This is a genomic window from Proteiniclasticum sp. C24MP, from assembly GCF_043951855.1.
Taxonomy (GTDB): Bacteria; Bacillota; Clostridia; order Clostridiales; family Clostridiaceae; genus Proteiniclasticum.
The window spans coordinates 21,478-41,717 of sequence record NZ_JBINJW010000013.1 but is presented as its reverse complement, the minus strand read 5'-3'; the positions used below and the strand labels follow the sequence as shown (position 1 = coordinate 41,717).

Here is a 20,240-nt window from a genome sequence, read left to right as displayed (position 1 = left end):
GAGTATAGATACAGCTGTCTGCAGAACTGTGACAGCTGTATTTTTTGGGTGGAGATTTTTGAATATTCACATAGTGATTAAGAAATTCTAAAATTTGAAGTTTAAATACTGGTAAATAGTACGAGATTTTCAATCATCACTTTAATTTTAAACGATTTCATATTATTATAGAATTATCAGGAGGTATAATATGATAACGATAGAAAATGGGAAACTGACAATAGAAGAATTTATAAAGGTGGCCAGAGACAAGGAAACTCTAACGCTCAGTGGAGACACAAGACAGAGGATCTTGGCGTCCAGAAAAATGCTGGAAAAAGCGGCTGCTGGAACACAGGCTGTCTACGGCGTAAACACGGGATTCGGAAAATTCTCTGAAGTGAAGATCGGGAAAAGCGAACTGAAGACACTGCAGAGGAATCTCATCATCTCGCATGCCTGCGGGATCGGGAATCCCATGAGGACCGAAGAGGTGCGGGGACTGATGCTTCTTAGAATCAACGCACTGGCAAGAGGCTACTCAGGCATCCGGCTGGAAACAGTGGAGACACTGAAGGAAATGCTCAACAAGGGCGTGCATCCTGTGATACCGGAAAAAGGTTCTTTAGGTGCGTCAGGGGATCTGGCTCCTCTGGCACATATGGTGCTGACACTGATCGGAGAAGGAGAAGCTGAATACAATGGGCATTCAATTCCTTCTAGAGAAGCGATGGAACGGGCTGGAATCACCCCAGTTGAACTGGAAGCCAAAGAAGGTCTTGCCCTGATCAATGGAACCCAGGCGCTTACTTCCATAGGTGCCCTTGCATTTTATGATGCTTCTCGTGCCTTGAAAACAGCAAATCTCTCTGCAGCATTGTCCATGGAAGCCCTAAGAAGCATCACCACTGCATTTGATGCAAGGCTTCATGAAGTGAGAGGCCATAAAGGTCAGATGGACATCGCCAGAGAGATTCTTGAACTTCTGGAAGGATCCTCACTTGTTACGAAGCAGAATGATATCAGAGTACAGGATGCCTATTCCATCCGATGTATTCCTCAGGTTCATGGAGCCATCAAAGATACGCTGGATTATGCCTTGGACAAGATCACGATTGAAATGAATGCTGTGACGGATAATCCGATTGTTCTGAACGAAGACGAAATCTATTCCGGAGGAAACTTCCATGGAGAACCCATGGCCCTTCTGTTTGATTATCTCGCCATCGCTGTGAGTGAACTTGGGAACATCTCAGAGAGAAGACTGGAGAGACTTGTGAATTATCAGCTCAATGACCTGCCAGCCTTTCTGGCACCGTCTGGAGGACTCAATTCAGGCTTCATGATCTCCCAGTACAGTGCGGCAGCTCTGGTTTCAGAGAACAAGGTGCTGTCTCATCCGGCATCCGTGGACTCGATTCCATCATCTGCCAATCAGGAGGATCATGTATCCATGGGAAACACAGCTGCCAGAAAATTAAGGGACATCGTTGAAAATACCAGACGTGTACTGTCGATTGAAGCGTTTGCAGCCTGTCAGGCCATTGATTTCCGTGAAGACGTGAAACTGGGCAAAGAAACGTCGAAAATCTACAATAAGATCAGAGAAGGGGTTCCATTTATTGAAGAAGATGTGATTATGTATGAGCAGATGAACAAGGTTTATGATATATTAGACTCATACATATAGGAATTATAGTCAATAAATCTGTTTCATGTTAATAATATGATAATGTTTAATTAATATCTCGTGAGAACCATGAAATTGTATTCTATAAGGTCTAAAATATTATATAAGAGGTGAAAATATGTTAAGAGAATTAACCATTAATGATTTTACCAATGTATTAGGAGAAGGAAAGGCAACTCCAGGCGGAGGAGCTGCAGCGGCATTAAGTGCATCTTTGGCAGCAGCCCTGACGTCCATGGTCTTTAATCTAACTATTGACAAGAAAGCTGCAAAAGATTATCCGGAATCCGTCATCAGATCCATGAAAGATGCAAGAGAAGCTACAGATCGTTTCAGAAACAGATATCTGGAGCTTATGGTGAATGACGCCGAATCTTTTGATGGACTCATGGCTGCATTCTCTTTACCAAAGGAAACGGAAGAGGAGAAAATACTGAGAAAGAGCAAGATTGATTCCGCAAAGGAACGTGTTCTGGAAATTCCTTATCAGCTGGTCAAAGAATCCTTTGACATGTATGAGGCACTGAAGATTGCCACAGAGTATGGAAACAAAAATGCCATATCCGATGCCGGTGTTGCTGCAATTCTTATACACAGCGCCATTGAAGGGGCTGCGCTTAATGTTTTCATCAATCTGGCCGGGTCAGAAGTGAATGAGGAAAACATCAGTCTGAAAGCTCAGACAGATGAGTATGTTGAAAAATCAAAGAATCTCAAAGAAGATATCGTAGCTATTGTTATTGATAAGATCTATGGTCGTCAATAATTATAATAGTTATAATATGTTTACAAATTAGACATGTTTATCCCTTGTAAATTGTTTCTGGTTGATGTATTATAAAGATACAGTAAATGATAATCATTACAATTTAAAACTAATTACAAATTATGGAGGTAAAAAATGGCTAAAGGAAATTTAGAAAAGAAACTCAATCAGTATGTTGCAGATTTAATGGTGGCTTATACCAAGCTTCACAATGTTCATTGGTATGTGGAAGGAAAACAGTTCCATGCAATGCACGAACTATTTGAAATGTACTATGATAAGGTCACGGAAGATATGGATGTGGTAGCTGAAAGAATGCTTCAGCTGGACATGAAACCGGTAGCCAGTTTAAAAGGCGCGCTGGAAATCACAAAGATTGAAGAAAGAGAAGAAAGATTCGGTAAGGATCTTGAATTCGTCGAGATCGTGAACAAGGACTTTGAATATCTTCTGAAACTGACCCTTGAAGTGAAAAAGGAAGCGGAAGAAGCTGGAGACGATCCTACAGTGGATATCATGAATGAGTTCACTGCATATTATCAGAAGCAGCTATGGATGATCAAAGCAACTTTAGCTTAGGTTCAGCTATAGCTGAACAAGATTCAGAAGGTGTGGATAAAATATCATAAATCCACAAAGAATCAAGTTATATTCAGCCTAAGCTAACGCAATGCAATTAAAAACGGAGGATGATGAATTTAATGACAAATCTTGAAAAGAAACTCAATCAGTATGTGGCAGATCTTATGGTGGCCTACACAAAGCTTCATAATGTGCACTGGTATGTACAGGGTAAGCAGTTCCACAGAATGCACGAACTATTCGAAGCATATTACGACAAGGTCACAGAAGACATGGATGAAGTTGCTGAAAGAATGCTGCAGCTGGACATGAAGCCTGTCGCAAGCCTTAAGGGTGCACTGGAGATCGCTAAAATCGAAGAAAGAAGCGAAGAATATGCGAAAGATATCGATTTAGTGAAAATCGTGAAAAAGGATTTTGAATATCTTCTTAAGACAACACTTGAAGTGAAGGAAGAAGCGGAAAAGGCTGGAGATGATCCTACAGTGGATATCATGAATGAATTCACAGCATACTATCAGAAGGAACTCTGGATGCTGAATTCCACATTAGCTTAATATGTTAATCAAGACCCCTCAGATTTCTGGGGGGTCTGTTTTTGGCTGAATCGTCATGAGAAGAGGGTTTTCTTTTTGAGCACCTTGATAAATTACCCATACATCTGTATAATTGAAAAGATGTAAATGAATGTAATAAAGTGAGGAATAAGAATGAAATTAGGAATAGTAGGGTTGCCCAATGTCGGCAAAAGTACATTGTTCAATGCGATTACAAAAGCCGGAATTGAAGCTGCAAATTATCCTTTTGCAACGATAGAGCCGAATATCGGAGTTGTTTCCGTCCCGGATGAAAGACTGGATCATCTCGAGAAGCTGTATAATTCAAAGAAGAAGGTCTTTGCTCATGTGGAATTCTATGATATTGCAGGCCTTGTTAAAGGTGCATCACAGGGAGAAGGTCTTGGAAATAAATTTCTGAGCCACATCCGAGAAGTGGAAGCGATCATTCATGTGGTCAGATGTTTTGAGAATGATAATATTGTGCATGTTGAGGGGAGCGTGGATCCCCTGAGAGATATTGAAACCATCAATCTTGAACTGATTTTCTCCGATCTTGAAACGCTGGAGAAGAGAATGGATAAGGCGATGAAGCTGAAACGTTCAGGAGACAAGACCGCGCAGGCTGAATATGATCTCATGGAAAGAATCAAAGCCCATCTGGAATCAGGAAATCCGGTTCGAACCTTCGAAGCGGAGGAAGAGGAGAAAGAAGTGATCAGAGGACTGTTTCTTCTGACCTCCAAGGACGTTCTCTATGCGGCCAACATCTCTGAGGAAGATCTCATGTCAGGAGAAGAGAACGAGATGGTGAAAAAAGTGAAAGAACATGCAGAGAAGGAACATTCCGGACTTGTTACCATCTGTGCCAGACTGGAAGAAGAACTTTCAGGACTGGAAGAGGATGAGAAGATCGAAATGCTTGCTGAATACGGCATCAAGGAAACCGGACTGGACCGCCTGATCAAGGAAAGCTACAGACTACTCGGTCTCATGAGTTTTCTGACAGCAGGACCTCAGGAAGTAAGAGCGTGGACCATAAAAGTGGGCACAAAAGCGCCTGTTGCTGCCGGCAAGATCCATTCGGATATACAGAGAGGATTCATAAGAGCGGAAGTCATCTCCTATGATGCCTTGATGGAATCTGGTTCAGAAGCCCATGCCAAGGAAAAAGGGCTTTATAGAATCGAGGGAAAAGAATATATCATGCGTGAAGGTGATGTGGTCAACTTCAGATTCAACGTGTAAAGAGTTCAATCTCCATACTGTAGTGGTATGGAGATTTTCTTTTTGCAAACATTATCTTTTTAGCATTCCTTTTGCTATACTTAGAGTATATTGTTTATTTATTATCCGGAATTCAGAAATAGAATTGGAGGTCCATGATGCCTGTTAGATTCGAGAAAATGAGTGTATCAAAATTCATACTGATGCTGGTGGCGATTTTTGCGATTCTTATCGTATCTGTAGCAGCTGCGTCTTTCACGGGAGGATCAGCGTATTTCGTTTATTTCATACAGATACTTTTTTATATACTAATGTTCATAGGGTTTTATTATCTGGGACTGACGCGAAGAGAACGGAAACTGCTTCTGGCAAAAGGAGTAGAGAAAAAGCCTCTTCATCTTGCAGTCGTTCCTTTTCTTGTGGGAGGTCTTGTGACTTTCTTGTATGTACTGGCGCTGCAGCAGTGGCTTCCAGGATTATACGAATCGTATATGGAAGCTGCTGAGCAGATGCAGGGAGTCTCACTTTATTCAGATCCCCTTGAGCTGGTGCTGATGTTCATATCCGTTGTGATATTAGCGCCGATTGTGGAAGAGATTGTGTTCAGAGGCATCTTTTTCAATCTGCTCAACAAGAAGAGGAGTACATTGACTGCGATGATCGTATCCTCTCTGGTCTTCGGATTTCTTCATGCTGAAACCATGGTTCCAACAGCAGTTATAGGATTTGTTCTCTGCTTCATCTATCACAGAACAGGGAGTCTTCTCCTTGTGATGGCTGGCCATATGGTGAACAACCTTATAGCATTCTCACTGCCGCTGTTCATTGGAGATGCGGATCCTTCCGGTATGGGATTGGAAGTCCTCGGAGGCATTCTGGTACTGTTTTACATTGCAGCATCCATCTATTTTATTTCCTATGTTGTGAAAAACAGGGGCTTTCTTGCCTATGACGGTCCCATGCATCGAGCCGCTGGAGTGAAATCAGCGTACCGAAAAGACCATGAGACTTCAGAAAGGAAGATCCCACTGGAGGGTCAGAAGATCATAGATATCTCAAAAGCGCTTGTGGATGGCATGCCTGTTTATCCGGGGGACCCCGAAGTGGAGATCAGAGAAGTGCGTAGCATTTCCCAGGAGGGCTATGCCGTAAGAAGTATCCAGATGAACACACATGCATCAACACATATGGATTTTCCCAGTCATTTCATTGAAAACGGTGGAACCCAGGATGATGTGGATCTGAATCTTTTATATGGAGAAGTGAGGGTGGCTGAAACCTCTTCTGAATTTCTTCCTGAGGGAACAGTGAGAGTAATCTTCAAAGATGGTTATATTGCGAAAGAAAGGGCACAGGCGCTTATTGAAGGTGGAATAAAAGTGGTGGGAACGGCCCTCGATTCCATTGAAGAAGGTGAGCCTTACGAAGTACATAAAATGCTTTTGAAAAGTGGTATAATTATTCTTGAAAACCTGAATCTGAGTCATGTGGCATGTGGCAGATATACTTTAAGCGCATTCCCGTTGAAAATCAGTGGAGCTGAAGCTGCTCCTGCAAGGGTGGTGCTGATCGATGGCCTACGTAGGTATAGCTAGGCTGAGTTTCAGAGCAGGTTATGTGCGCTCTCTGAAAGAGAAAAGAAGTATCGTGAACAGTCTGAAAGCGAAAGTGAAGAATAAATTCAACGTCTCCATTTCGGAAACAGAAGATCTGGATCAGCACAAAAGCATCGTCATCAGTGTAGCCTGTGTATCATCTGACAGGGATATAATCGAAGGCACCATGAGGAAAGTTGCGGATTTTATCCTGAACAGTTTTGATGTGGAACTGATTCAGGAAGAAACATATATTGATAATTATTAGGAGGAAAGTATGAAATTCAATGACTATAAGTATGAAAGACCAGAAATGAAAGAGGTCAAAGCAAAAGCGCAGGAAATTCTGAAGACCATGGAAAAAGCCGAGTCAAGAGAAGCATTTCTTGAAAGTATGGATGAATTCATCAAGCTTAGACTTTATGTGGAGTCCATGTTCCAGCTTGTATCAATCAGGCACAGTATTGATACAAGAGACGAATTCTATGACAAGGAATCGGATTATGTCGATATGGCTATGCCGGAGCTTCAGGATCTGGTGACAAGTTTCTATCACGTGATCCTCGACACTCCTTACAAAGGGGATGTGGAAGAGAAATACGGAAAGCATCTGCTGAATCTGGCAGAACTTTCCATCAAAGCTTTCAAGCCTGAAATCATAGAAGACATGCAGGAAGAAAACAAGCTGTCATCTGAATACTCAAAGCTAGTAGCTTCTGCCAGCATCCTATTCGAAGGGGAAGAAAGAAACCTGTCAGGTCTTGTGCCTTTCATGGAAAATCCAGACAGAGCTGTAAGAAAAGCGGCGTATGAAGCTTATTCAGGATTCTTCAGAGACCATGAAAAGGAATTTGACCGGATTTATGATGAACTGGTCAAAGTGAGACATCAGATGGCCAGAAAACTGGGATATGAAAATTATGTGCAGATGTCCTATGACGGTCTTCTGCGAACCGAGTATGGACCAGAAGAAGTCAGGACTTACAGAGAAGCGATTCTGAATCATATTGTTCCTCTAGTGGTCAAGCTTCGTGAAAGACAGGCTAATAGGCTTGGGCTTGATGAGCTGAAATATTATGATGAAGCCATTGAATTCACTACAGGGAATGCCACACCAAAGGGATCACCCGAATGGATCATTGATAATGGAAGGACGATGTATGAGGAGCTTTCAAAAGAAACGAAGGAATTCTTTGATTTCATGGTGGAACATGAACTTCTGGATCTTGTAACGAAAAAAGGAAAGCAGGCCGGTGGCTACTGTACTTATATTCCGGATTTCAAGTCACCTTTCATCTTCTCCAACTTCAATGGAACTTCTGGAGACATCGATGTATTGACACATGAAGCGGGACATGCCTTCCAGGTATTCTCCTCAAGACATTATGAAGTGCCTGAATACAGTTTTCCCACCTATGAAGCCTGTGAAATTCATTCCATGTCCATGGAATTCTTCACCTGGCCTTGGATGGAGAACTTCTTCAAGGAAGAAACAGACAAGTACAAGTTCTCTCACCTTCAAGGGACACTGCTCTTTCTGCCTTATGGTGTAACAGTAGATGAGTTTCAGCATTTTGTCTACGAAAATCCTGAAGCGACACCAGAGGAAAGGAAACTGAAATGGAGAGAAATCGAAAAGAAGTATCTTCCTCTGAAGAATTATGAAGACAATGACTTCTACAACCGAGGCGGTTTCTGGTTCAAACAGCTGCATATCTTCACTGCACCTTTCTATTACATAGATTATACGCTGGCACAGGTATGTGCGCTCCAGTACTTCATCAGGAGCAGAAATGAAGGGAAGAAAGCATGGGATGATTATGTGGCATTGTGTAAAGAGGGTGGAAGCAAGCCGTTCCTGGAGCTGGTCGAACTTGCAGGTCTGAAAAATCCGTTCCTGCCTGAGACGATTCCATCGATTTTACCGGATATTGAAGCATATCTTGATTCAGTAGATGACACAAAACTATAGAAATCACTAGTTTAGACAGGTTTCTGTAAGAAGGATAAAACCTTCTATGGAAACCTGTTTTCTTAAGAAGATTTTCAGGTGTAAATGTGATAATATATTTTATACAACCAATTCAGGTTATAACTGTGCTATATGGTGCAGACATGGAGGGAAAATGGATAACATTGGAATAATCAAAACATCTAAATTCAAAAACAATGCCATCAGCCTGGTCGTTCCGGTCAGTCTGGAAGAGAATGTAACGGGATATAATGTGCTGGCTCAGGTGCTCAAAAGAGGAACGAAATCTTTTCATTCCTCATCGGAAATCGCCAGATATCTTCAGGATATGTACGGGGCGAACTTTGATATCATGCTAAGTAAAATCGGGAATAAATTATTTGTGATCTTTTATGTGAGTTTCATGGACAATCGGTTCACATTATATAAAGAAGATTTGTGGGACAAAGCCATTCATCTTCTGAATGAACTGATCTATCATCCGCTGCTGAAAGAGGATGACTTTGAGGAAGAAATCATTGCGCAGGAAATTCTGAATCACAGGCTTTATATAGAATCCATCTATGATGACAAAGGACATTACTCCATGAACAGAGTCATGGAACTTGGTCTTCATGATTCCTATAGAATTCCAGAGTATGGAACCATTCTGGAGCTTGATAAAATCGACAGGAAAGTCCTGATGGATTTATGGGAAGAACTGAAAGGGAAAGAGGCCTTCTGCTACGCATCAGGAAACATTAAGAATGAAGAAGAAGTACTGGAGAAGGTGTCTTCCTTGAAGATTCTTTCAAACAGAAAGAACGGTCATGATTTGAGTTCTTCGGAAAAGAGAGATTTTAATCGTGAAAGTGGCGAAGTCTTTGAAAAAATGAAGATCAATCAGGGTAAAATGTCACTGCTGTACAATACGAACAACAGTATTTTCCATGGCGATTATTTCGCGCTGGTTCTGTTCAATTCCATATTCGGCGGTGGTGCTCATTCGAAACTCTTCAATGAAGTCAGAGAGAAGCATTCTCTGGCCTACTCCATTTACTCCAGCTTTGATAAATTTGCGGGAGTAATGACAATAGGTGCCGGAACGGATTTCAAGAATTTCAGAAAAGCAAAAGAGCTGATTGATGAAGAAATCGGCAAAATGAAGAAAGGTGAGTTTTCACAGGAAGATATTGAAGTTGCGCGAACGAAGGTCATCAGTTCTCTCAATGCCATGAGTGATTCCATCTTCAATACGTCAAATTATCTCATTGCCTTACGAGTGTTTGGCATTGACTATACCATTGGACAGGTCATCGATGGGCTGAAAGAAGTGACAAAGGAAAGAATAATGAATGTAGCAGAAAATCTTGAATTCATTTGTGCACATTACTTAGATGGGGAGGACAAAGATGGGGAACATGAAAGAGCTTAGATTCATAGATGAGAAAATCTATGAAACGGAAATCAACACCTTAAAAGTGTATTATATACCAAAGAAAGGATTTGCAAAATCATATGCGATCCTCACATCAGATTATGGTAGTAAAGATGTGGAGTTTTCCATAGATGGCGGAAAAAGTTACAAGCGATATCCCGAAGGCATTGCACATTTTCTGGAACATAAAGTGTTTGAAATGCCGGAAGGGGGAAATGTGTTCAACAAGTTCACAGAACTTGGCGCATCAGTCAATGCATTTACAAATAATCATCAGACTTCATACTATTTCAGTACCACCTCTCATTTCATGAAGAACCTGAAACTTCTCCTTGAGATGGTATTCACACCTCACCTGACGAAAGAAAACGTGGAAAAGGAAAAGGGAATCATCGCGGAAGAAATCAAGATGTATGATGACCATCCTGGTTTCAGAGGATACATTGAAGCAATGAAAGCACTCTATCATGAACACCCTGTTCGTGAAGATATAGCAGGCAGTGTGGATTCCATATACAGTCTTACACCGAAAGACCTCATTGAATGTTACGATGCTTTCTATAATCCGAGAAACATGATACTTGTTCTGGTCGGTGATTTGGAAATCAATGAAGTGGAGCAGCTGATTTCGGAAAATGTGAAGCCGGGAAAACCACTGGACCTTGTCAAAAAGATATACAATGAACCAAAGGAATCTTTGAAGAAAGCGAGCACCCTGCATATGGATCTGCAGGTGCCCAACTATATTTACGGACTGAAAGTGATCAACAGGAAGAAAGATCTCTTGATGGAAACATTGACCGGATCTTTACTCATGAAACTGATTTTCGGTTCAACTTCATACTTTTACGAAGAGAACATAAAGAACGGAAAGATCAACGACAGCTTTTCCAGTGAAATAAGTCTGGATGAAGATCATGGCGAAATCTTCATCGGTGGAGAATCAAGGGAACCGGAGAAGGTATTCACGCTGATTGAAGATTATATCGAGTCCATAAAAACTGATAAGACTTTCTTTGATGATCTGGAAAACGATATGGAACGAATCAAGAAAGGGATGACTGGTAATTTTGTCAATATCTTCAACTCTGTGGACCGGATCGGTGTTACAACTACAGGAATGCTTCTGCATAAAGAGGATATTTTCACTTATGTGGAGAAACTCAAGAATATTACCATTGAAGATGTCAGGGCTAAATTTCTGGAAGTATTTCATGCTGAGAACAGTACTAAGGTGATCATCAGATAAAACGCATGTTCTATACTGATAATTGCATATTTATCAAAGTGGTTGAGCATCAAATCAATAATTGAATCGAAAGAAATATTCCTGTCAAGAACATACAGATTGAATTCGTTTACAAATCATGACAGTATTTTCTGACAATGGCGAAAAACGCTGAAAATCAAGGCAAATATAATTATAGATATTCTGTGAATTTTAAATATATTTCGATTATAACCCTTCAAGCTATTGAAGGGTTATTCTTTTTTGTGTAAAATAAACATATAAGTGGTAAAAAGTGGTGAAAAGTGGTGAGAAAAGATGCTGATTGGTGAGTTTAGTCACGGAATGGACAAGAAAAACAGAATAATTATTCCATCTAAGCTCAGAGATGGATTGGGAGAGACATTCATCATGACCAAAGGTCTTGATTCATGTTTATACATCTATCCCAAAAACGAATGGCAGATTTTTGAACAGAAGCTGAAGTCTTTGCCGCTGACTGACAAGAATGTCAGATCCTTCGTTCGATTCTTTTTCTCCGGAGCCAATGAGATGGAACCGGACAAGATGGGAAGAGTGCTTATACCACAATCTCTTTTAAGCTATGCAGGTATTGAAGGCGAAGTTGTTAGCGTTGGTATGATGGATCGTGTGGAAGTATGGTCTAAAGAAAAGTGGGAAGCGTATAACGAGAGTGAAATGGATATGGATGCAATAGCTGAGAAAATGAATGAACTGGGAATATAGGTGAGAATATGGAATTTAAACATGTGTCTGTTCTATTGGATGAATGTATAGAGGCGTTGAATATAAAGGAAAATGGTATTTATGTGGATTGCACCTTAGGTGGTGCAGGGCATACAAAAGAAATCCTGAAAAAACTAAGAGGTGGGAAGCTCATAGGAATCGATCAGGATACAGATGCTCTTAACAATGCCAGAGAAATACTGAAAGAGTATGAAAACGTGGTTCTGGTACATTCGAATTTTGAAAATATCAGGAAGATCCTTAAAGAGCATGCACCCCAAGAGGTGGATGGGATTCTGATGGATCTGGGTGTTTCATCCTATCAACTGGATGAAGGGGAAAGAGGATTCTCTTACATGAAAGATGCTCCACTGGATATGCGAATGAACAGGGAAGATGTTCTATCAGCATACGATGTAGTCAACGGATACGAAGAAGCAGATATCGCTCGCGTAATCCGGGATTATGGAGAAGAGAAATTTGCCAAGAGAATTGCAGGATTCATAGTAAAAGCAAGGGGAGAAAAACCCATCGCTACAACACATGAACTTGTGGAGATCATTAAAGCGGCAATTCCTGCAAAAGCAAGAAGAGAAGGACCTCATCCTGCAAAGAGAACGTTCCAGGCCATAAGAATTGAAGTGAACAGGGAACTGACAATCATAAGAGATACCATTCTGGATGCAGTGGACGGATTAAAGCCTGAGGGAAGACTGGCGATAATCACCTTCCATTCGCTGGAAGACCGAATCGTTAAAAACACATATAAAGAGCTGATGTTCCCGTGTACATGTCCTACTAGTATGCCATGTATCTGTGGGAAGACAGCGACGGTAAAGATTCTTACCAAAAAACCGATTTTACCTGGAGACGAAGAGATAGAAGAGAATCCCAGGTCAAGAAGCGCAAAACTCAGAGTTTTAGAGAAAATATAGGTTACGGGATATATAGAAAGGTGTGATGATGATGGCACTACCCAACAGAGTTCAGTACATGAATGCTGTTCCTAATCCTGAGATTACAAGAGAGAAGAGAAGAGCTCAGGAAGAAGAGAAGAGAAGACTGGAAAAGTCGAGACAGGAATTTGCGAAGAAAAATGCTGCCAGAAACAATAAGATGAGAATGAGTGCAGTACTCACCATATTTTTTATGGCAACAGGACTATTTGTTACGATATTCAGAAGCGGAATGATCTATAACATGCAGAATGAATATGTTCAGCTGCAGAATGAAACACGTATGACCATGAAAAATAATGAAGCACTGCAGGCAGAAATAATCAAAGCTTCTTCCATTGGTGAGATTGCGGAAAAGTCCATTGAACTGGAACTTGTAGCAGTTGGTCAGGAAAGTGCAATAACAGCTGATTTGTCAAAGAATAATTTTATTGAAGATGAACCCGTGGTGAAACAGCCCAAGTTTACAGATAAAATATTCTCTATGCTGAACTTGAATATATTCAACTAATCGGGTCATAGAGGTGGGATATGAATAACAAAAGATACATAGGCGTTACAGTGCTTACGCTGGTTTTGTTTTTAGGGCTGGGTGCGAGACTGTTTTATGTGACAGTCATAGCCAAAGATGAAATTTTCACCAAAGCACAGAGTCAGATTGTAAGAGAAATAATAATTCCTGCAAAAAGAGGAGACATTTTGGATAGAAATGGCTCTCTTTTAGCATCAACCACTGAAGCGTATAGAGTGGATGCAGATCTGGATACGTTCAGAAGGCTCCTTGCATCAAAAGGGAAAACTCCAGAAAGCTACGCTGCACCATTGGCCCAGATTCTGGGGGAAGAAACCGAGGTCATGCTGGAAAAGCTGACTTCAGATCATAGAGGAATCATCATCAAGAGAAAAATCGAAAAAGATGTCATCGACAGGCTGAGAGCATACATCAAGGAAGAAGGAATCAGTTTTCTTCTGATCGGATATGATAATATCAGATATTATCCGAACAGCAGCTATCTGTCTCATGTGCTGGGTTCGGTGAATATTGATGGTACAGGTGTCATGGGTCTGGAGTACTGGTATGATGAAACACTTCGTGGCGTAAGTGGAATCAAAATTGCAGAGGTCGACAAACAGAACAGAGAACTTCCCTATTCGGAAGTCGTTCAGACTCCTGCAATTGATGGAAGCGACATAACACTCACGATTGATGAGAAAATCCAATACTTCATTGAAAATCTGGCTGAAGAAGCTATGGAGAAACATGAAGCTGACAGCATCACTATGATTGTATCGGATCCTAAAAGTGGTGGTGTCCTTGGTATGGTTAATCTGCCGGATTTCGATCCCAACAATCCGAGAGAGGATCGTACACAGGAAGAGTTTGATGCAGTGACCAGAAATTTTGCGGTAAATGATTCCTATGAACCGGGATCCACATTCAAGATTGTTACGGTATCTGCTGCAATGGAAGAGGGCCTTGTAGATGAGCACGATCATTTCAACTGTCCGGGATACATCATGGTCAACGGCGTCAGAGTGAATTGCGTCAATCGATCCGGACACGGAGACCAGTCCCTGCAGGATGTTCTTCGAAACTCCTGCAACGTAGGCACCATTCTCATTGCCCAGAGGCTTGGAGAAGAAAAATTCAGTGAATATGTGGACGCGTATCTTTTCGGGCAGAAAACAGGTATTGATTTGCCCGGTGAAACAACGGGTATCGTATTTGAAGAGGAGAACATGAAACCCATCGACCTTGCCACATCATCCATCGGACAGGCTCAGACGGCAAGTCCGGTTCAGATGATGAATGCCATCAACACCATTTCCAACGGTGGTGTCATGAAACCGCTTCATCTGGCAGAGAAGGCTGTACTGGAAGATGTCAACGGCAATCTGACGGTGCGAGCTCTTGATACAGCACAGGAGCATGAAGTCATAGGCAGGGATACAGCGGATAGAATGCTGAAGCTGCTATACGGTGTGGTAGGAGAGAATGATCGGAGTGCTGCATACATGGAAGATATTCCTGTGTTCGGCAAAACAGGCACAGCACAGAAGATCATTACAGATGAGAATGGAAAACAGGGATATTCCGATGATGAGTTTATTTCTTCATTTATCGGTGGAGCACCCTATACAGATCCGCAGATTACAGTTCTTGTTATCGTCAATAATCCTAAAGATGCTATTTACGGCAACACGGTTGCGGCTCCATGGGCTAAGGAGATCTTCCTGGAAGTGGAGAAATATCTGTCCTTAAACTGATCAGAAGTAGCATGTGAAATCACATGCTATTTTCGTATAACCTCAGCAAAAACTGTGAGATTATGATATATTTGATAAGGAATTTAATGCTGATTCTGAAACTGGAATTGTATGAAGAGATGAGGAAATTATGAAAACTATACTTGTTAAAGAGATCGCGGAACATTTAGACGCAACCTTATATGGAAGTGCTGAAGCAGGCTTTGATGCTGTGTTTATCGACTCCAGAACTGTCACTGAAGAATCACTGTTCATCGGTATCAAAGGCGAACACTTCAACGGTAATGAACATTATCTGGATGCATTCAGAAATGGAGCCAATGTAGCAGTTGTTGAAGATGTGGAAATCACTGAAGTTCCTGAAGGGAAGGCCGTCCTTAAGGTAAGCAGCACTTATCGGGCTATTCTTGACCTTGCTTATTATTACAGAAAAATGCTGGATCTTAAGATCATCGGCATCACCGGTTCTACCGGAAAGACCTCCACAAAAGACATTCTTCATGGAATGCTTTCAGAAAAATACAAAGTGTTCAAGACTTCAGGTAACTACAATAATGAACTGGGTCTGCCACTGATGATTTTTTCCCTGGATGACAGCTATGACTATGCCATACTCGAAATGGGGATGAGTGCGCCGCTTGAAATTCATAATCTGGCTAGGGTGGCACAACCGGACATTGCAGTCATAACGAACATAGGCTTATCGCATATAGAATATCTAGGCTCACAGGAAAACATTCTGAAAGCGAAAATGGAAATAACGGATTTCTTCGGCAGTGACTCACTGCTTGTGCTGAACGGGGATGATGAGTATCTGAGAACCGTGGAAAACAAGCCTTACAGGGTTTTGTACGGAGGCCTGAACAGAGGAGATTATATTGCACGAAACATCAATATCGCTGAAGATTATGTTGAGTTTTCTGTAAATAAAAGTAAAGACATCATCCGTCTGGACATACCAGGAAAGCATAATGTTCAAAATGGAATTTTATGTTATATTGTCGCAAGAGAGCTAGGGATAAAAGAGGAAGAACTATCTCATGTGCATATTCTGAAGAGTTCTATGCGTATGGATGTGATTCATCTGGATCACCTCACCATCATAAATGACTGCTATAATGCGAATCCTGATTCCACCAAAGCCGCCATTGACTATCTGTCCAACTTCAAAGGAAGAAAAGTTGCCGTCATTGGAACAATGAAGGAACTTGGAGAGGAAGCCCTTGCTGCGCATGAATCAGTGGCGTATTATGCGAGAAACAAGGAAATCGATCAGTTTATTGCAGTAGGAGAGTATATGGAAGAGATGAGTGCAGTCTATGGTGAAGGTGCGGTCGGATTCAGAACCTTCGAAGAGGCGGAGAATCACATGCATCAGCATCTGAAACTGGATGACATTGTACTCATCAAGGCTTCCAGAGGGATGTATTTTGAAAGATTCATTCCAGTACTTGAAGAGTTCGGAGGGAAAAGATAATGGAATTAGCGGTTATTTCTATGGTTTCAAGCATTGCTGCCGCACTCATCATAGGACCCTATATCATCGGCAAGCTGAGAAGCTTCAAGTTCGGACAGAATGTACGACTGGATGGACCGGAGTCACATCTGGCAAAACAGGGTATACCCAGTATGGGCGGATTTATTTTTCTGAGTGTCCTCACAGTAATGGGCACCATTCTCTCAGGATTCAGTACAAAAGTCCTGTTTATGATTTTCGTCACCTTAAGCTTCGGACTCATAGGATTTCTGGATGATTATCTCAAGGTGAAGAAGAAATCTTCAGATGGACTGAGTGCAAAGCACAAGATGCTTTACCTGCTGATTTTCGGACTGCTTGCTGGAAGTGTGCTGTACTTCGGATTTGATTACAATAGCATAATGATTCCCTTCCTAAGCAGAGAAATCAGTCTGGGGATTCTTTATATCCCTTTTGTGGTGATCTTTTTTGCTGCGGTAACCAATGCAGTGAATCTCACCGACGGAATTGACGGATTATCATCCAGTGTAACCATCGTTGTACTGCTGTTTTTCGTGCTGGTTTCCCTGGCATCGGAGAACACTCAGGTACTGTTCTTTTCATTGACACTGATCGGTTCACTGATCGGTTTTCTGTATTTCAACAGGTTTCCTGCCAGGGTGTTCATGGGAGACACTGGTTCCCTGGCTTTAGGAGGAGCGGTAGGCATACTGAGTCTTCTGACAAGAACGGAGCTGCTTCTGATTCTTGTAGGGATTGTTTATGTGATAGAAACCTTATCGGTAATCATACAGGTAGGATATTTCAAGAAAACCGGGAAAAGAGTATTCAAGATGGCTCCCATTCATCATCATTTTGAAGCCTTAGGATGGAAAGAAACAAAAATAGTTCGTGTGTTTTCACTGGTGACTTTGATCATGGTATTAGGTACGTATTTACTGATGTAGATCAGAGCGCTTTGTGGTTCAGGAGGTAGTCATGAATACAGCACAACAGAAGATAAGAACGGATGGCTTGCCTTCCAGGAGCAAGATAAACAGGAAGCCCAGGAAACGCAGCAGATATAAAGTGAAGTATAAAGAAGTGGACTTCCCTCTTCTTGCAGTCACCATTGCTCTTGTGTTTTTCGGACTGCTCATGGTGTTCAGTGCATCCAGTTACGAAAATGTGGCGAAAGGGTTTGCGTCATACAAAGATGTGATCAGACAGGGCGTGTTTGCACTAGGCGGCATGTTCATCATGATTTTCATCATCAGCAATTTCAACTACCACCGTTATACAATGCAGTTTACAAAACTCATCGTTTTCGTTGTGCTGATCCTGAATGTTGCGGTCATACTCTTTGACCCGACGAAAGGGGCGAGCAGGTGGATCAGAATGGGACCACTTTCACTGCAGCCTTCAGAACTTGCGAAATTCGCCATGGTGCTCTATGCAGCCAACGTTCTGAAACGAGTGGAAATCAACAAGGGAAAATCCTGGAAATCATCGAGAAAAGTATTTCTCATGGCTGGACTATTTGCTGGAATCATCATTGTTCTGCAGAGTAATTTATCCATAGGAGCAATCCTCATGATGACTTCGCTCATCATGATATTTCTATCTGGTGTACCATATATTCAGATTTTCACTTACATCGGAGTGGGTGTATCCATGCTGGTGGTAGCCATGATCAAGGAACCTTATCGTATGAGAAGATTCCTGAACTTCGGTGATCCCTTCATAGACGCGCAGGGGGATGGACATCAGCTTGTTCAGTCCTTATATGCACTTACGAGTGGCGGGATTTTCGGGCGTGGCATCGGCATGTCAAGGCTGAAAGCCTTCTGGCTCCCTGAAGCACAGAATGACTTTATATTTGCGGTAGTCGTCGAGGAACTGGGGCTTATTGGGGGACTGTTTCTTATTGCCATGATCATGATTCTGATTTTCAGGGGAATAAGAATCGCTCTGACTGCAGAAGATAATTTCGGCAAGCTTCTGGCCATAGGAATCACTGCCATATTCGCACTTCAGTCCCTGATCAACATCGCAGTGGTCATCGGAGCTTTTCCGGTTACTGGAGTCACTCTGCCTTTCATCAGTGCAGGAGGTACCTCGCTGGTGGTTAATCTGGCAGCTGTTGGCATACTTTTGAATATTTCCAGACAATCGAAGAAGAATACAGGCAGCTGAGAAATTGGAAACGACTGAAACAGAAGATCGTGATGATTAGAGGACGTGAATAAAATGAGCTTGAAAGAAGTTCAAGATCGGATCAGAAAGAAAAAAAAGAAAAGAAGAAGAAGGGTGATGCTCTTTCTTCTCTTCCTCATAATGATCTCAGCGGGCATAGCAGTGACCCATGCTCCATTTTTCGATATTCAATCTGTATCTGTAACAGGAAATGATAAGATTCCATCTCCATTGATTGAGCGTGAAACAGATAAGCTTCTCGGAGAAAACATACTTCTGCTCAGCATGCATGAAACAGAGGGTTTTTTCAGAAAACAGCCGTATTTCAGGCATATGAAGATGAAACGGATATTCCCTTCCACCATCGAGATTACAATTGAGGAAAAGAAGGCGGAAGTGAATTATTATAAAGATGGCGTCATCAGTCTGGCAACAAGAGAAGGCGTGCTACTTGAAATCGGAGCCAATGCGGTGGATGGAGTGACCCTTACGGATGAAATAACGCTTCCAGAGCTTGGCGAAAATATCTATGAGGCTTATCCGGAAAAAGTGAAGATCCTGGAGGAATTCAGATATCTCCAGGAAAGAAACATAAGTGATATACGTTTTACGGAACTTGATCTGCGAGACATGACAAACATCAGAACCTACTTCAAGGATCTTGAAGTAAGACTGGGTTATCCGGATTCACTCAAAGAGAAGCTGAACACGGCAATCAATATCATTTCTGATGGGAACCTGCACGGGGTAAAGGGATACGTTGATTTATCCTATGTGGAGAAGCCGGTGGTTTTCGATGAGACGAAAGTGATAGAACCGACAGAAGACGATGAACTGAATGAAGAAGCACCAGAAAATGGTGATGGTTAAGAAGAAGGATAAGAATGAAAAAGACAAACAGAAATATGCAATGGGTTCTGGCACTGGTTTTCGTACTACTGGGGTTCCTTATGACCTACCAGTATAAGCAGCTGCAGGATCCGGTGAAAAAACTTACAGTTCAGGAAACAGAAGATCTGTTCCATGAAATTGAAATGCTGAAGGAAGAGAAAGCCGCACTGGTTGACAGCAACAATAAACTGACGGAAGATCTGAAAAGCTACGAGCTTGCAGCATCCTCCTCCAATGAAGCCAATCAGCTTCTGAAAACGGAGCTGGACCAGTCGAGGCTGCTTTTAGGGCTGGTGGATGTTAAAGGACCGGGACTTACCCTTAGCCTGAAACCCACTGATCCGCTTCTGAACCCGCAGACATTCACCTATCTCACGGATCTGGAACTGGTCTATATCATCAATGAACTGAAATTCGCCGGAGCTGAAGCCATCAGCATCAATGACAAGAGAATCGCCATACAGACCGGAATAAAATCCAGTTCCAACAACAGCTATATACTCATAAATGATGAAAAAGTTTCTCCTAGAGAAGAGATCGTCATCAAAGCCATCGGGGACAAGGAGAAACTGAACAGCGCCGTTGCATTTCAGGGTGCGATGTCCTACAATGCCCTGGAGTTTTATGACATACGCTTTCAGCCGGTGGATGAGCTGGTCATCAACAAATATGAGAAACCTTTTTCAGCATCGTTCATAGAGGAGGCAAAGTAG

Annotated in this window: 19 protein-coding genes; all 19 read left to right on the top strand. The window is 41.9% G+C overall.

The genetic code is table 11. The annotated features are described in order from the left end of the window. Window positions 1-190 precede the first annotated feature (190 nt). Complete coding sequence (hutH, locus tag ACHAL6_RS09995; RefSeq protein ID WP_395270509.1) at window positions 191-1,669, top strand: histidine ammonia-lyase; 1,479 nt, start codon at window positions 191-193, stop codon at window positions 1,667-1,669. A 118-nt stretch (window positions 1,670-1,787) separates the two neighbouring features. After that, entirely contained in the window at window positions 1,788-2,435 is a 648-nt protein-coding gene (locus ACHAL6_RS09990) for a cyclodeaminase/cyclohydrolase family protein (protein WP_395270508.1), read from the top strand. Window positions 2,436-2,570: 135 nt separating this feature from the next. Beyond that, window positions 2,571-3,014, top strand: a complete 444-nt coding sequence (locus tag ACHAL6_RS09985; RefSeq protein WP_395270506.1) for a Dps family protein — start codon at window positions 2,571-2,573, stop codon at window positions 3,012-3,014. 122 nt (window positions 3,015-3,136) lie between these two features. Then, complete coding sequence (locus tag ACHAL6_RS09980) at window positions 3,137-3,574, top strand: DNA starvation/stationary phase protection protein (RefSeq protein ID WP_395270504.1); 438 nt, start codon at window positions 3,137-3,139, stop codon at window positions 3,572-3,574. A gap of 153 nt (window positions 3,575-3,727) precedes the next feature. Beyond that, a complete protein-coding gene (ychF, locus tag ACHAL6_RS09975) occupies window positions 3,728-4,822 on the top strand; it encodes a redox-regulated ATPase YchF (RefSeq protein ID WP_395270502.1) in 1,095 nt (364 codons plus the stop codon). A 134-nt stretch (window positions 4,823-4,956) separates the two neighbouring features. Further along, window positions 4,957-6,396, top strand: coding sequence for a type II CAAX prenyl endopeptidase Rce1 family protein (locus ACHAL6_RS09970; protein WP_395270500.1), 1,440 nt, complete (start codon window positions 4,957-4,959; stop codon window positions 6,394-6,396). Next, complete coding sequence (locus tag ACHAL6_RS09965) at window positions 6,374-6,664, top strand: DUF503 domain-containing protein (protein ID WP_395270499.1); 291 nt, start codon at window positions 6,374-6,376, stop codon at window positions 6,662-6,664. The genes ACHAL6_RS09970 and ACHAL6_RS09965 overlap by 23 nt, the downstream gene beginning before the upstream one ends. 9 nt (window positions 6,665-6,673) lie before the next feature. Continuing rightward, window positions 6,674-8,368 (top strand): M3 family oligoendopeptidase, encoded by a 1,695-nt coding sequence (locus ACHAL6_RS09960; RefSeq protein WP_395270497.1) that lies wholly within the window; start codon window positions 6,674-6,676, stop codon window positions 8,366-8,368. A gap of 154 nt (window positions 8,369-8,522) precedes the next feature. Further along, entirely contained in the window at window positions 8,523-9,782 is a 1,260-nt protein-coding gene (gene yfmF, locus ACHAL6_RS09955; RefSeq protein ID WP_395270496.1) for an EF-P 5-aminopentanol modification-associated protein YfmF, read from the top strand. Then, window positions 9,760-11,034, top strand: coding sequence for an EF-P 5-aminopentanol modification-associated protein YfmH (gene yfmH / locus ACHAL6_RS09950; RefSeq protein ID WP_395270494.1), 1,275 nt, complete (start codon window positions 9,760-9,762; stop codon window positions 11,032-11,034). Before yfmF ends, yfmH begins: the two co-directional genes overlap by 23 nt. Before the next feature lie 297 nt (window positions 11,035-11,331). Then, entirely contained in the window at window positions 11,332-11,760 is a 429-nt protein-coding gene (gene mraZ / locus ACHAL6_RS09945) for a division/cell wall cluster transcriptional repressor MraZ (protein WP_207598274.1), read from the top strand. 8 nt (window positions 11,761-11,768) lie between these two features. Then, window positions 11,769-12,695 carry a 16S rRNA (cytosine(1402)-N(4))-methyltransferase RsmH gene (gene rsmH / locus ACHAL6_RS09940; protein WP_395270492.1) on the top strand — a complete coding sequence of 309 codons (927 nt, stop codon included), beginning with the start codon at window positions 11,769-11,771 and terminating at the stop codon, window positions 12,693-12,695. A gap of 25 nt (window positions 12,696-12,720) precedes the next feature. Further along, window positions 12,721-13,227 carry a hypothetical protein gene (locus ACHAL6_RS09935; protein WP_395270490.1) on the top strand — a complete coding sequence of 169 codons (507 nt, stop codon included), beginning with the start codon at window positions 12,721-12,723 and terminating at the stop codon, window positions 13,225-13,227. 20 nt (window positions 13,228-13,247) lie between these two features. Continuing rightward, on the top strand, window positions 13,248-14,984 hold the full coding sequence (locus ACHAL6_RS09930) for a peptidoglycan D,D-transpeptidase FtsI family protein (RefSeq protein WP_395270488.1): 1,737 nt from the start codon (window positions 13,248-13,250) through the stop codon (window positions 14,982-14,984). A gap of 130 nt (window positions 14,985-15,114) precedes the next feature. Beyond that, entirely contained in the window at window positions 15,115-16,461 is a 1,347-nt protein-coding gene (gene murF, locus ACHAL6_RS09925; RefSeq protein WP_395270486.1) for a UDP-N-acetylmuramoyl-tripeptide--D-alanyl-D-alanine ligase, read from the top strand. Beyond that, window positions 16,461-17,408: a phospho-N-acetylmuramoyl-pentapeptide-transferase gene (gene mraY / locus ACHAL6_RS09920; protein ID WP_395270484.1), complete on the top strand. Its 948-nt coding sequence runs from the start codon at window positions 16,461-16,463 to the stop codon at window positions 17,406-17,408. Before murF ends, mraY begins: the two co-directional genes overlap by 1 nt. 31 nt (window positions 17,409-17,439) lie before the next feature. Continuing rightward, window positions 17,440-18,636, top strand: a complete 1,197-nt coding sequence (gene ftsW, locus ACHAL6_RS09915) for a putative lipid II flippase FtsW (protein ID WP_395270482.1) — start codon at window positions 17,440-17,442, stop codon at window positions 18,634-18,636. A 54-nt stretch (window positions 18,637-18,690) separates the two neighbouring features. After that, window positions 18,691-19,506: a cell division protein FtsQ/DivIB gene (locus ACHAL6_RS09910; RefSeq protein WP_395270480.1), complete on the top strand. Its 816-nt coding sequence runs from the start codon at window positions 18,691-18,693 to the stop codon at window positions 19,504-19,506. A gap of 14 nt (window positions 19,507-19,520) precedes the next feature. Beyond that, window positions 19,521-20,240, top strand: coding sequence for a DUF881 domain-containing protein (locus ACHAL6_RS09905; RefSeq protein WP_395270479.1), 720 nt, complete (start codon window positions 19,521-19,523; stop codon window positions 20,238-20,240).

Bases quoted from the DNA above. Each gene is read 5' to 3' on its own strand.
- hutH (WP_395270509.1), top strand. From the start codon at position 191: ATGATAACGATAGAAAATGGGAAACTGACAATAGAAGAATTTATAAAG.
- ACHAL6_RS09990 (WP_395270508.1), top strand. From the start codon at position 1,788: ATGTTAAGAGAATTAACCATTAATGATTTTACCAATGTATTAGGAGAA.
- ACHAL6_RS09985 (WP_395270506.1), top strand. From the start codon at position 2,571: ATGGCTAAAGGAAATTTAGAAAAGAAACTCAATCAGTATGTTGCAGAT.
- ACHAL6_RS09980 (WP_395270504.1), top strand. From the start codon at position 3,137: ATGACAAATCTTGAAAAGAAACTCAATCAGTATGTGGCAGATCTTATG.
- ychF (WP_395270502.1), top strand. From the start codon at position 3,728: ATGAAATTAGGAATAGTAGGGTTGCCCAATGTCGGCAAAAGTACATTG.
- ACHAL6_RS09970 (WP_395270500.1), top strand. From the start codon at position 4,957: ATGATGCCTGTTAGATTCGAGAAAATGAGTGTATCAAAATTCATACTG.
- ACHAL6_RS09965 (WP_395270499.1), top strand. From the start codon at position 6,374: ATGGCCTACGTAGGTATAGCTAGGCTGAGTTTCAGAGCAGGTTATGTG.
- ACHAL6_RS09960 (WP_395270497.1), top strand. From the start codon at position 6,674: ATGAAATTCAATGACTATAAGTATGAAAGACCAGAAATGAAAGAGGTC.
- yfmF (WP_395270496.1), top strand. From the start codon at position 8,523: ATGGATAACATTGGAATAATCAAAACATCTAAATTCAAAAACAATGCC.
- yfmH (WP_395270494.1), top strand. From the start codon at position 9,760: ATGGGGAACATGAAAGAGCTTAGATTCATAGATGAGAAAATCTATGAA.
- mraZ (WP_207598274.1), top strand. From the start codon at position 11,332: ATGCTGATTGGTGAGTTTAGTCACGGAATGGACAAGAAAAACAGAATA.
- rsmH (WP_395270492.1), top strand. From the start codon at position 11,769: ATGGAATTTAAACATGTGTCTGTTCTATTGGATGAATGTATAGAGGCG.
- ACHAL6_RS09935 (WP_395270490.1), top strand. From the start codon at position 12,721: ATGATGATGGCACTACCCAACAGAGTTCAGTACATGAATGCTGTTCCT.
- ACHAL6_RS09930 (WP_395270488.1), top strand. From the start codon at position 13,248: ATGAATAACAAAAGATACATAGGCGTTACAGTGCTTACGCTGGTTTTG.
- murF (WP_395270486.1), top strand. From the start codon at position 15,115: ATGAAAACTATACTTGTTAAAGAGATCGCGGAACATTTAGACGCAACC.
- mraY (WP_395270484.1), top strand. From the start codon at position 16,461: ATGGAATTAGCGGTTATTTCTATGGTTTCAAGCATTGCTGCCGCACTC.
- ftsW (WP_395270482.1), top strand. From the start codon at position 17,440: ATGAATACAGCACAACAGAAGATAAGAACGGATGGCTTGCCTTCCAGG.
- ACHAL6_RS09910 (WP_395270480.1), top strand. From the start codon at position 18,691: ATGAGCTTGAAAGAAGTTCAAGATCGGATCAGAAAGAAAAAAAAGAAA.
- ACHAL6_RS09905 (WP_395270479.1), top strand. From the start codon at position 19,521: ATGAAAAAGACAAACAGAAATATGCAATGGGTTCTGGCACTGGTTTTC.